The 11528-nt window shown below is 72.2% G+C and carries 10 protein-coding genes; 5 read left to right on the plus strand and 5 right to left on the minus strand.

Going from position 1 to position 11528, the window contains the following annotated elements:
• The first annotated feature begins 257 nt into the window (after nucleotides 1-257).
• The gene (gene serA, locus O7634_RS16035) at nucleotides 258-1856 is read left to right on the plus strand and encodes a phosphoglycerate dehydrogenase (protein ID WP_278150930.1); all 1599 of its coding nucleotides are present in this window, start codon (nucleotides 258-260) and stop codon (nucleotides 1854-1856) included.
• A gap of 74 nt (nucleotides 1857-1930) precedes the next feature.
• Here serA and O7634_RS16040 read toward each other — a convergent pair whose 3' ends face one another.
• Nucleotides 1931-2287, minus strand: coding sequence for a hypothetical protein (locus O7634_RS16040; protein WP_278150931.1), 357 nt, complete (start codon nucleotides 2285-2287; stop codon nucleotides 1931-1933).
• A 432-nt stretch (nucleotides 2288-2719) separates the two neighbouring features.
• Nucleotides 2720-3562 carry an FAD:protein FMN transferase gene (locus tag O7634_RS16045; RefSeq protein ID WP_278150932.1) on the minus strand — a complete coding sequence of 281 codons (843 nt, stop codon included), beginning with the start codon at nucleotides 3560-3562 and terminating at the stop codon, nucleotides 2720-2722.
• 229 nt (nucleotides 3563-3791) lie between these two features.
• On the opposite strand from O7634_RS16045, the gene O7634_RS16050 reads away from it, so the two are divergent.
• On the plus strand, nucleotides 3792-4823 hold the full coding sequence (locus O7634_RS16050; protein WP_278150933.1) for a 3-isopropylmalate dehydrogenase: 1032 nt from the start codon (nucleotides 3792-3794) through the stop codon (nucleotides 4821-4823).
• Nucleotides 4824-4985: 162 nt separating this feature from the next.
• Nucleotides 4986-6083 carry a branched-chain amino acid aminotransferase gene (locus O7634_RS16055; RefSeq protein WP_278150934.1) on the plus strand — a complete coding sequence of 366 codons (1098 nt, stop codon included), beginning with the start codon at nucleotides 4986-4988 and terminating at the stop codon, nucleotides 6081-6083.
• A 49-nt stretch (nucleotides 6084-6132) separates the two neighbouring features.
• On the opposite strand, the gene O7634_RS16060 is transcribed toward O7634_RS16055, so the two are convergent.
• Together O7634_RS16060 and O7634_RS16065 are read right to left on the minus strand one after the other, a co-directional pair.
• Complete coding sequence (locus O7634_RS16060) at nucleotides 6133-6915, minus strand: tyrosine-protein phosphatase (protein ID WP_278150935.1); 783 nt, start codon at nucleotides 6913-6915, stop codon at nucleotides 6133-6135.
• Nucleotides 6916-6934: 19 nt separating this feature from the next.
• Nucleotides 6935-7393 carry a PRC-barrel domain containing protein gene (locus tag O7634_RS16065; protein WP_278150936.1) on the minus strand — a complete coding sequence of 153 codons (459 nt, stop codon included), beginning with the start codon at nucleotides 7391-7393 and terminating at the stop codon, nucleotides 6935-6937.
• Nucleotides 7394-7647: 254 nt separating this feature from the next.
• Here O7634_RS16065 and cimA point away from each other — a divergent pair, with 254 nt between their 5' ends.
• Entirely contained in the window at nucleotides 7648-9231 is a 1584-nt protein-coding gene (cimA, locus tag O7634_RS16070; protein ID WP_278150937.1) for a citramalate synthase, read from the plus strand.
• Between the two features lie 277 nt (nucleotides 9232-9508).
• Here cimA and O7634_RS16075 read toward each other — a convergent pair whose 3' ends face one another.
• Nucleotides 9509-10486 (minus strand): endonuclease/exonuclease/phosphatase family protein, encoded by a 978-nt coding sequence (locus O7634_RS16075; protein WP_278150938.1) that lies wholly within the window; start codon nucleotides 10484-10486, stop codon nucleotides 9509-9511.
• 337 nt (nucleotides 10487-10823) lie between these two features.
• On the opposite strand from O7634_RS16075, the gene O7634_RS16080 reads away from it, so the two are divergent.
• The gene (locus O7634_RS16080; protein WP_278150939.1) at nucleotides 10824-11333 is read left to right on the plus strand and encodes a hypothetical protein; all 510 of its coding nucleotides are present in this window, start codon (nucleotides 10824-10826) and stop codon (nucleotides 11331-11333) included.
• The last annotated feature ends 195 nt before the right edge of the window (nucleotides 11334-11528 follow it).

Consider the following 11528-nt stretch of genomic DNA (forward strand, 5'->3'; position numbering starts at 1 on the left):
CAGCAGAAACTGCAAGATCGCGGGGTGGGGGGTGGGGTGCTGCGCGTTTCGGGGTGGTGAACTGTCGATGTCCGCCGGCCGGCGACGCGTGTGAGGGCACTCACCCCGCAGACCGGAACACGCCGGCCAGCGTGCCCCCTACGATCGCGGGTAGGTGCGCAGCCCGGCACCTGACGGCCACGGCACGGAGCAGCGCAGGGCGCAGTGCGGCGTCCCACCGCCCCGGCCGATCGCATACACGACCTCTACGAGGACCGATGAATCCTGTCGTACTGATCGCCGAAGAACTCGCCCCCGCCGCCATCGAGGTGCTCGCCCACGACTTCGACGTCCGTCACGTTGACGGCACCGACCGTCCGGCTCTGCTCTCGGCGCTCTCCGAGGCCGACGCCGTCATCGTGCGCAGCGCGACCCAGATCGACGCCGAGGCGGTCGCCGCCGCGCCGCGACTGAAGGTGGTCGCGCGGGCGGGCGTCGGGCTGGACAACGTCGAGGTGCCGGCTGCCACCGCGCGGGGCGTCATGGTCGTCAACGCGCCCACCTCCAACATCGTCTCCGCCGCCGAGCAGGCCGTCGCGCTGCTGCTGGCCGTCGCCCGCAACACCGCGAGCGCCAGCGCCGCGCTCAAGGCGGGGGAGTGGAAGCGGTCGAAGTACACGGGCGTCGAGGTGCAGGGCAAGACCGTGGGCGTGGTCGGGCTCGGCCGCATCGGGGTCCTGTTCGCCCAGCGCATCGCCGCGTTCGGCACCCGGCTGATCGCGTACGACCCCTACATCCAGCCGGCCCGCGCCGCGCAGCTCGGCGTACGCCTGGTCGGGCTGGACGAGCTGCTGCGCGAGAGCGACTTCATCTCGATCCACCTGCCCAAGACCCCGGAGACCGTCGGTCTGATCGGGGAGAAGGAGCTGGCGCTCGTCAAGCCGGGCGTGCGCATCGTCAACGCCGCCCGCGGCGGGCTGGTCGACGAGCAGGCGCTCGCGGATGCCATCGCCGAGGGGCGGGTCGCCGGGGCCGGCGTCGACGTGTACAGCAAGGAGCCGTGCACCTCGTCGCCGCTGTTCGCCTTCGACAACGTGGTGGCCACCCCGCACCTGGGCGCGTCAACGCACGAGGCACAGGACAAGGCCGGTCTGGCCGTGGCCCGGAGCGTCAAGCTGGCGTTGCAGGGCGAGTTCGTTCCGGACGCGGTGAACGTGCAGGCCGGCGGCGTGGTCGCCGAGGACGTCCGGCCGCTGCTGCCGCTCGCGGAGAAGCTCGGTCGGGCGTTCACCGCGGTCGCCGGCGGGGTCGCCGCCAGCGTCACCGTCGAGGTCCGGGGCGAGATCGTCAGCCACGACGTCTCGGTGCTCAAGCTCGCCGCCACCAAGGGCCTGTTCAGCTCCGTCGTCGAGGACCAGGTCACCTACGTCAACGCCCCACATCTGGCCGCCGAGCGTGGCGTCGAGGTCACCCTCGCGACGCTGGCCGAGACCGCCGAGCAGTCCACCCTGGTGACGGTGCGTGGCGCGCTGCCGGACGGCCGGACGGTGAGCGTCTCCGGCACCGTCACCCACTCCGGAGCGCGGGACGTCATCAAGCTGACCGAGGTGGACGGCTTCGACGTGGAGATCGGCGCGGAGGGCATCCTGCTGTTCCTGCGCTACGTCGACCGGCCCGGTGTGGTCGGCACCGTCGGAACCCTGCTCGGCGAGGCGGGCATCAACATCGCCGCCATGCAGGTGGCGCGGCGGGAGGCGGGCGGCGAGACGTTGATGACGCTCACCGTCGACCAGGCGCTCGGCGCGGACCTGCTCACCTCGGCCGCCGAGTCGATCGGCGCCACCTCCGCCAGCGCGGCGGACCTGCGCGACGAGTAGTCGACGGCACGCGTCACGGGGGCCCGGCGAAACCGCTGGGCCCCTGTGTCGTGTCCGGGCTGGGCTGCCCCTGGTCAGCCGGGCATCCGGGCCGGCGGCGGGTAGACCGATCCGTCCTGCGGGTCGAAGAGCATCAGCCCGTGCTCGCCCGCCAGCCGCTCGATGTCCAGCAGCACCTGGTCCGCGCAGGTCGGATGCAGCTTCAGCTCGACGTGGTCGTGGGCCGCGTGCAGGGGCGCCACCGCCCACGGGGTGTCCGGGCCGGGGTGACGGTCCGGATAGGAGGCGGTGATCGCCCGGTAGAAGCTGACCACCCGCGGGTCGGGGTAACGGTCCACGTGCCGACCCTGCCGGCAACCGTCGACCGCTGTCCGCACATCCTCGGGCGTCGCCCCGTCCTCAAGGGCCCACACGCTCAGATCGAAACTCACGGCGGATAGCGTGCCATCCGCCGTTCACCATGTCGAAACTGCCTCGCCGCCGGTGCCGCCGATTCCCGCGGTCGGGGTGACGAAGGTCCGCTGTGGAGACTGTTGCGTCGAGTTGCGTCGATTCGCTAGCGTACGCACTGCGGTCACTGGCCGAGTTCGAGGCGCCGGCCCGTCTTCGGGTGGCGCGGTCGACGTCCGGCCCGACCGGTCCGCACCCCTCGATTGTGCGAGCCACGCACACTCGTCGCTGACCGGCCCCCACGGTCGTTGCCGAGACTGTGGGGGCCGATCGCAGGCCCGACCGGCCGACCACCACCGGCAATGACCGCCGTGCCAGCGGCACTGGCAACGGCCGGCTCACCAGCGGCGGGCGGCCGAGGCGCGAATCGGGCCGGAGCGCCGCGGGGAGGCGGGCTCGGTGCGGCGACGTCCTCAGCGGCGGTGTGCGAAGAGCGCGCGATAGTCGGAGCTGCCCCGGAACCACTGCAGGCCGGTGGGGCCGGCGGCGTACAGCGCTGTGGCGTAGGCGTCGGCGATCGCCAGGTCGGGCCCCGTGACGGTGGCGGCCACCAGATGGTCGGCCGGATCACCGGTGTGCGGGTCCACCACGTGCCCCTGCCGCCCGGTCACACCGGAGGTGCCGACCGCCCCGTCGGTCATCTCCAGCATCAGTGGCGCGCGTTCGGGCGCGGTCGGGTGGTGCACCGCCACGCGCCACGGGCCACCGTGTGGGGCGCGGCCACGGACCACCAAATCGGCGCCGGTGAGGACGGCGTAGTCGTGGACGCCCGCCGCGCGCAACCGCGCGGCGGCACGCTCCACCGCCCATCCGTTGAGCAGGCCGCCCGGGTCGAAGCCGCCGGGCACCGCCCAGGCGTCGAACCATCCGTCGGTGGCCGCCCGCATGGCGGCGCAGCGGTCCACCAGCTCGGCGAGCGGTGGGTACGAGTCCGGGCTGATCTCGCCCCGGCGCAGGCGGGAGACCAGGCTCTCCGGACGATTGGGGCCGTAGGTGAGATCGATCGCACGCAGCTCCGCGACGCTGTCCCGCAGCGCCTCGCCGACGCCCCGGCGGCCGAGCCACTCGGGGGCGTTGAGCAGCAGGGTGTATTCGGCGGTCGCGGTGCGGACGGTGTGCTGCACCGCGATCCGGCCCTCCGCTGCGGGACCGGGCTCCATGCGGTGCCGGCGGCTGCCGAGCCGGAGGTCCGGCCGGCGGCTGCGAAACGCGGACAGGTCCGGCCAGCGGGTCCGCGGCTGCTCGTCGGTGCGCATCGCATTCGCCCCCTTGCGCGAGACGCCGTGTCGTCCCGACCGGCGTTGGTCGGTAGGCCCCCGTGACCCACTGACCATCACGGTAGGCAGCGGAGATGACCGCCTCATGAGTCTTGGCTGAGAGGGTGCTGTGCATTCCGGCGTCCCACTTTCTGGACGCCACGTACCGGGAGGCGGGACAGGGACGTACCGTTGCCGGGACGGAACCGTTGAGCAGAGGAGTGCGGTCGTGGCGCGGATCGCTGTGGTGGCCGGGGACGGCATCGGGCCCGAGGTGGTCGCGCAGGCCCGCAAGGTCCTCGACGCGGTCCTGCCCGACGTGCAGGCCACCGAGTACGACCTCGGCGCCGCCCGCTGGCACCGTACCGGAGAGGTCCTGCCCGACTCGGTGCTGGCCGAGCTGGCCGGGCACGACGCGATCCTGCTCGGCGCGGTCGGCGACCCGACCGTTCCGCCGGGGGTGCTCGAGCGGGGTCTGCTGCTCAAGCTGCGGTTCGCCTTCGACCAGTACGTCAACCTGCGCCCGTCCCGGCTCTGGCCCGGCGTCACCGGCCCGCTGAACACCGTGAAGCCGGGCGAGGTCGACCTCGTGGTGGTGCGCGAGGGCACCGAGGGTCTCTACGCCGGGGCCGGTGGCTCGCTGCACCGGGACACCCCCGCCGAGGTCGCCACCGAGGAGAGCCTGAACACCCGGCACGGCGTGGAGCGGGTCATCCGTGACGCGTTCGCCCGCGCCAATCGCCGGGAGCGGCGCAAGGTGACGCTCGTGCACAAGACCAACGTGCTGACCCACGCGGGCTCGCTGTGGTCGCGCGCTTTCGACGCGGTCGCCGCCGAACACCCGGACGTCGCCACCGAGTACCAGCACGTCGACGCGGCGGCCATGTTCCTGGTCACCCAGCCGCAGCGCTACGACGTGGTGGTCACCGACAACCTCTTCGGCGACATCCTCACCGACATCGCCGCCGCGGTGACCGGCGGGATCGGGCTGGCCGCCAGCGGGTGCATCAACCCCGAGGGGGCGTACCCCTCGATGTTCGAGCCGGTGCACGGCTCGGCGCCGGACATCGCCGGGCAGGGCGTGGCCGATCCGGTCGCCGCGGTGCTCTCCGCCGCGCTGCTGCTGGAACAGCTCGGGCACGGCGAGGCCGCCGCCCGGGTGAACGCGGCGGTCGCCGCCGAGCTGGCCGGTCGGACTCCGGGCGTGACGCTGCGTACCGAAGAGGTGGGCGACCGGCTCGCCGCCCACGCCGTAGCCTGACTGTCCCGACCGGGAGGGACGGGCGGCCCGACAGGGGCCGCCGGGGCGGCCGGTATCGCCCGACCGGCGCTACCCGCTGAACGACCGTTCGGGGTAGGTTTCTGGCACAGCCATGTCGGTGTGCGGTCCCGCATGCCGTTGTCCCCCAGGGAGGTCAGCGCGATGAGCGGTGGTGACAAGATCGATTTCGAGATCCGTCCGAGTGCCGCGCCGGTATCCGCCGCCGACCGGGCCGCACTGCTGGTAAACCCCGGTTTCGGTCGGGTCTTCACCGACCACATGGTCACCGTCCGTTACGCCGACGGCAAGGGGTGGTACGACGCCCGGGTGGAGGCGCGCGCCCCGATCCCGATGGACCCGGCCAGCGCGGTGCTGCACTACGCGCAGGAGATCTTCGAGGGGCTCAAGGCGTACCGCACCTCCGACGGTGGCGTGACGATGTTCCGGCCGGACGCCAACGCCGCCCGCTTCGCCGCGTCCGCGCAGCGGATGGCGATGCCGGTGTTGCCGGCCGAGGCGTTCGTCGACTCGTTGCACCGGCTCATCGAGATCGACAGGGAGTGGATCCCCACCGGCGAGGACGGCAGCCTCTACCTGCGGCCGTTCATGTTCGCCAGCGAGGTCTTCCTCGGCGTCCGCCCGGCCAACGAATACCTCTACATGGTGATCGCGTCGCCGGTCGGCGCGTACTTCACCGGTGGCGTCAAGCCGGTCACGGTCTGGGTCTCGCCGGACTACACCCGGGCCGCGCCCGGCGGCACCGGCGCGGCCAAGTGCGGCGGCAACTACGCCGCGTCGCTCGCGGCCCAGGCGGAGGCGATCGAGGCCGGCTGCGACCAGGTCGTCTTCCTCGACGCCGTCGAGCGCCGGTTCGTCGACGAGTTGGGCGGGATGAACGTCTTCTTCGTCTACGACGACGGCACAGTGGTCACCCCGCCGTTGACCGGCACGATCCTGCCCGGCATCACCCGCGACGCCGTCCTCACGCTGGCGGAGGCCGCCGGGCACCCGGTCGAGGAGCGGCCGGTCAGCTTCGCCGACTGGCAGGCCGACGCCGCCAGCGGCCGGCTCCGCGAGGTGTTCGCCTGCGGCACCGCCGCGGTGATCACCCCGATCGGTGGTGTGCGCTTCCCCGACGGCGAGTTCCTGATCGGTGGTGGGGAACCCGGCTCGGTCACCATGGCGCTGCGCCAGCAGTTGGTCGACATCCAGCGCGGCAAGGCGGCCGACACGTACGGCTGGGTGCGGCGCGTCCTCTGACCCGGACGCCGGTCGGCCCGTCCGCACGGACGGGCCGACCGCGCGGGGTCTACGCCTCGTCCAGCAGGTGGTCGCGCAGCGCCGCGAGCTGCTCGTCGGTCACCCCGGCGTGACGCAGGTACGCCTCGACCGAGCCGTGCCCCTCGCGCAGCTCGTCCAGGAAGATCTGCATCGCCTCGGCGGGTGAGCTGAGAAACGGCGCCGGGATGTCCACGCCGTCCGGCTTGATCGAGGCCAGCCAGGCGCTGTACCGCGCCGACGCCTCGGTGCTCAGCGCGTAGTCGGCGGTGATGTCGGCGTCGTCGACGCCGAGCACGGCGAGGGTCAACGCGCAGACGATGCCGGTGCGGTCCTTGCCGGCCACACAGTGCACCACCACCGGCGCGTTGGCGGAGTCGGCGATCAACCCGACCGCCTCGGCCAGCCCGGCGGTGCCGGTCTGGGCCAGATCCGCGTACCGGTCCGCCAGGTAGCGGGCCAGGCTGGTGCCCGACTCGTGCGGTGTGGCCGACCAGTCGTCGTGCTCGGGGTGAATGTGCCGGTAGCTCAGCCCCTGGTACGCGGGCACCCGCCCGTCCCGCTCCACCTCGGTGGGGCGACGCAGGTCGATGACGGTGCGGATACCGATCGCCGCGAACGCGTCGGCGTCCTGCTCGGTCAGGCGGTGCAGCGAGTCGGAGCGGAAGAGGCGACCCCGGCGTACCGTTCGGTCGTCGTGGCCGAGATAGCCACCGACGTCGCGGAAGTTGAAGGTGGCGGGCAGCGAGGTCTGACGGTTGTCGTCGATGGCGTCCACGTTCACACGGTAACGGCCGGTGGGGTCGCGCCCCACCGGCCGACGGGTCGGATGGTCACCGTGCCGTGCCGGGCGGCAGCGCGCCGTACGTCTCGTCGTAGTAGCCGCCCAGCCGATCCCGGTAGGTCGGGTCGCTGTGGCTGGCCTCGTCGTACTCCGGTGCGGCCTTGATCTGGTCCCGGGTCCGGTCGACGGAGACGGTGCGCTGGTCGTGGTTCACCTGGTTGACGGTGCCGGCGGGCAGCATCACCTTCTTGCCGAAGATCCATGGCCCGGTGTCCACGACCAGGTAGCTGCCACCCACCTCGTGGCTGGCGCTGTCGATCTTGCCGACGCCGCCGTCGGTCGCCTCGACCTTGTAGCCCACCAGGTCGGCGTCGGCGACGCCGGCCTGGTCCCGGTAGCGCCAGGGGTCGAACATGCCGGTCGGCGCGCCCCCGGGCACCGTGCCCTGGTCGCCGTCACGCAACGGGTCCGGCCCGGCGTGGGTGGCGTGCGGATCGATCCTGTCCATGCCGCTCACTCCTGACTGTCGACGAGCACCTCGTGTCCCCGCAGGAGCTACCCGGCCGCCGGGCACGGGAAACGACGACGGATGTCCCGCTATGTGGGTTGTTCCTCCCAGATCCAGGAAGGGGTGGCAGAGTTACCGTCGTGACCAGCACCGCCCTGATTATTGCGACCTAGCGCGCCGGCTCTCCCTCCGCCGAGCGCGCAGACCTCCCGCATCCGCGGGAGGTCTTTTTGTTGCTCCGAGAAAGGATCCTGATGACGTTCCAGGTGTACGACACGACGTTGCGCGACGGCGCCCAACGCGAGGGACTCACCTACTCGGTGGTCGACAAGCTGGCGGTCGCCCGCCTGCTCGACGAGTTCGGTGTCGGCTTCATCGAGGGTGGATGGCCGGGCGCGGTGCCCAAGGACACCGAGTTCTTCCGCCGAGCGCGCACCGAGCTGAACCTGCGGCACGCCGTGCTCGTCGCGTTCGGCGCCACCCGCAAGGCGGGAGTGCCGGTCGCCGACGACCCGCAGGTGCGCGCCCTGCTGGACGCGGAGACCCCGGCGGTGGCGCTGGTCGCCAAGGCCGACATCCGGCACGTCGAGCGCGCGCTGCGCACCACCGGCGCGGAGAACCTGGCGATGATCCACGACACCGTCAGCCACCTCGTCCGCGAGGGCCGACGGGTCTTCGTCGACGGCGAGCACTTCTTCGACGGCTACCGGCACGACCCCGCGTACGGCGCGGCGGTGGTGCAGACCGCGCTGGCCGCCGGCGCCGAGCGGATGGTGCTCTGCGACACCAACGGCGGCATGCTGCCGTCCCAGGTGACCGCCGCGATCGTCGCCCTGACCGACACGCTCGGCATCGACGCGGGACTGCTCGGCATGCACGCGCAGAACGACACCTCCTGCGCGGTCGCCAACACCGTCGCCGCCGTGGAGGCGGGCGTCCGGCACGTGCAGGGCACCGCCAACGGGTACGGCGAACGCCCCGGCAACGCCGACATCTTCGCGGTCGTCGCCAACCTTCAGCTCAAGCTGGGCATGCCCGTCCTACCGGAGGGTTGCCTGGCGCAGATGGTGCGGGTCTCGCACGCCATCGCCGAGATCGCCAACATCGCCCCCGACACCCACCAGGCGTACGCCGGGGCCGCTGCCTTCGCCCACAAGGCGGGGCTGCACGCGAGTGCGATCAAGGTGGACCCGTTGCTCTACAACCACGTCGACCCGTCGGTGGTGGGCAACGACATGCGGATCCTGGTGACCGAGATGGCCGGCCGGGCCAGCGTCGAGCTCAAGAGCCGCGAGCTGGGGCTCGACCTGGCCGCCAGCCCGGACGCGCTGAACCGGGTCACCAAGCGGGTCAAGGAGTTGGAGGCCGGGGGCTGGTCGTTCGAGGCCGCGGACGCCTCGTTCGAGCTGCTGGTCCGCTCGGAGCTGCCGGAGGGCGGTCCGGTCCGGCCATTCACGCTGGAGTCGTACCGGGTGCTCGTCGAGCACCGCGAGGACGGTTCGGTGGTCTCCGAGGCCACCGTCAAGATCCGGGTACGCGGGGAGCGGGTGATCGCCACCGCCGAGGGCAACGGTCCGGTCAACGCGCTCGACGAGGCGCTGCGGACGGGGCTGGCCCGGCACTACCCCCAGCTGCGCGACTTCGAGTTGGCCGACTACAAGGTGCGCATCCTGGAGGGCAGCCACGGAACGGGGGCGGTGACCCGGGTGCTGCTGGAGACGGCCGCCGGCAGCGGCCGGGACTGGACCACGGTGGGCGTGCACCCGAACGTGGTCGAAGCGAGCTGGCACGCCCTGGTAGACGCCCTGACCTACGGCCTAGCCCCCACCCACGCCTAGAACTCCCACCCTCCCCGCCCCGCCCCCACCTCGCCCCGTCCCCACCCCCCACCCCGCCCTCGCCCCGCCCCGCCCCGCCCCGCCCCCGCCCTCGCCCCGCCCCGCCCCCGCGATCTTGCACTTCCGGAAGTCCTTATGCGGCTTTTGGATACCTATGTCGCCACAGAAAGTGCAAGATCGCGCGGGAGAGCGCGGGAGAGCGCGGGAGAGCGCGGGGGAGCGCGGGAGAGCGCGGGGACGGGGCGCGGGAGGGCGCGGGGACGGGGCGCGGGGTGGGTCAGGGGAGGGTCAGGGTGGCCAGGACGGGGCGGTGGTCGGTGTTGGGGAGGGGGAGGACGCGTACCGAGCGCACCGCGATGCGTCTGTCGACGAGCACGTGGTCGATGGTGACCGGGGGGATGAGGTCGCCGTCGTACGGACCCCAGGTGCCGGTCAGGCCCTCCCCGGCGGCGTCGGCGGCGTCGACGTAGCCGGTGGCCAGAAGGGCCCGTAGTGGACTGTGGTCGAGGGTCGCGTTGAAGTCCCCGGCGAGGATGCGCAGGCCGCCGTCCGGCGTGGCCGGTGGTTGCGCGGTCAGGTCCGCCCGCCAGGCGCCGACCTGGTCCAGCGCGTACGGCGCCGACGGGTGGGCCGACTCGACCCGTACCGGGGGCCCGCCCGGGACGCTGACCGTCCCGTACGCCTGGGTGAAACCCCAACCGTTCAGGTTGTGCCGCAGGCCGACGTCGCTGAGGGGCCATCGGGAGTAGAGCCCGGAGCCGGGGGTGCCGACCTCGGCGTTGAGCTGCCGGTGGGGCAGTAGCCGGTCGAGGCCGAGGCGGTCCAGGGCGGACTGCGCGTCCGGCGTGAACTCCTGCACGGTGAGCACGTCCACGTCGTGCCGCCGCACCAACTCCACCAGCGTCCGCGCGTCGGCGCCGCCGGCGAGCAGGTTGGCGGTGAGCAGCCGCACTGTCGGCCCGTCGGCGGCCGGCTGGCTGGCGGCCACCGCCCGCGGCGCGACGACGCCGAGCAGTGCCACCGCCGAGAGGGCCGCGAGCGCCGCCGGCCACCAGCGCCGCAGGGCGAGCGCGAGGAGCAGGGTCAGCACGCCGACCCCCGCGGCGTACGGCGTGAAGGCGAGCGCCTGCACCAGGGGCCCCCGGTCGAGGCCGATCAGCCGGACGGCGGCCCAGAGGGCGGTGGGCGCGACGGCCAGCCAGCAGAGCGCCGTGCCGAGCCGGGCGCTCCGCACGGACCGCACATCGACGATCATGACGGCAATCCTAGTCGGCCCGGCGAAACCATTTCGTGAATGGTCAGGGGTTCACATTTCACAATTATCTGACGGTTGCCTGACAGCTTGGAAAAGTGAGATCAACTATTGACTCTCCGCTTTTTCTGGTGCTACGTTCCATCTGGCTAAAACGACGCAACTCTGAGTAGTAATACCAGCTCAGATGCGGTGTTGGTCGTTAACAATTCGACCCAAACCGGGGGTGGGGCAGCCGACTTTCCCCGCTTTGTTGTCGTCGCTCGCCTATTTCTGGGCAGCCATCCGTCCCGCCCCGCGGGTCGGCCGAATTCACCCGGTCACACAAGGGGGACCTGTCATGAGCACATCCTTCCGACGTAAGGCGGCGGCGATCACCTTCGCCGTCCTGGCGCTCAGTCTGGCCGGTGGGGGCATCGCTGTCGCCCAGCCGTCGGCGAAGGCGCCGCAGGGGGCCGTCCAACCGGCGGCCCGCGACACGGGCAACCAGCCGCCGGTCACCGCCGAGTCGGCGCGTACGGCGAGGGCCGCGTTGCAGGCGGGTGGAGCCACCACGTTGGCGGCCACCAACGTCTTCACCGTCGTCAACGCCAACGGCACCAAGGCGCGCGGCACCGGCACCGTGATCAAGTACGGCGCCGGCCAGTACGAGGTGGTGTTCGGCTACAACGTCTCGGCCGGCGCCTTCCTGGCGACCATCTCGTACGCCGGCTCCTGCTGCATCCCACCGGCCGGCGAGGTCTCTGTCGCGCCACGGCTCAGCACGCCCAACGCGGTCTTCGTGCAGACCCGCAACTCGGCCGGAACCCCTGCCGACCTGGGCTTCACCCTGCTCACCCACACTCCCTGACCGAACCGGTTGCGGCCCCCGCGTCCCGTGCGCGGGGGCCGTACCCTGCCGTCTGTCGAAAAGCGCCCGCGATGGTCGGGTCGTCCCGGCTCGGGCCGACCCGCGCCGCTCGTCACTCTTGCGCGCGGCTCGTCCCCGATCCGGCCACTCCGGTGCGGTCCGTGCCGCACAATCCGACGTTTGCCCGGCGGGTGC

The organism is Micromonospora sp. WMMD1120, from assembly GCF_029626235.1.
GTDB lineage: Bacteria > Actinomycetota > Actinomycetes > Mycobacteriales > Micromonosporaceae > Micromonospora.

What these genes read in the sequence shown, in the direction of transcription:
- O7634_RS16055 (WP_278150934.1), top strand. Translation starts at nt 4,986, where the DNA reads ATGAGCGGTGGTGACAAGATCGATTTCGAGATCCGTCCGAGTGCCGCG.
- O7634_RS16045 (WP_278150932.1), bottom strand. Translation starts at nt 3,562, where the DNA reads ATGCGCACCGACGAGCAGCCGCGGACCCGCTGGCCGGACCTGTCCGCG.
- O7634_RS16065 (WP_278150936.1), bottom strand. Translation starts at nt 7,393, where the DNA reads ATGGACAGGATCGATCCGCACGCCACCCACGCCGGGCCGGACCCGTTG.
- cimA (WP_278150937.1), top strand. Translation starts at nt 7,648, where the DNA reads ATGACGTTCCAGGTGTACGACACGACGTTGCGCGACGGCGCCCAACGC.
- O7634_RS16080 (WP_278150939.1), top strand. Translation starts at nt 10,824, where the DNA reads ATGAGCACATCCTTCCGACGTAAGGCGGCGGCGATCACCTTCGCCGTC.
- O7634_RS16075 (WP_278150938.1), bottom strand. Translation starts at nt 10,486, where the DNA reads ATGATCGTCGATGTGCGGTCCGTGCGGAGCGCCCGGCTCGGCACGGCG.
- serA (WP_278150930.1), top strand. Translation starts at nt 258, where the DNA reads ATGAATCCTGTCGTACTGATCGCCGAAGAACTCGCCCCCGCCGCCATC.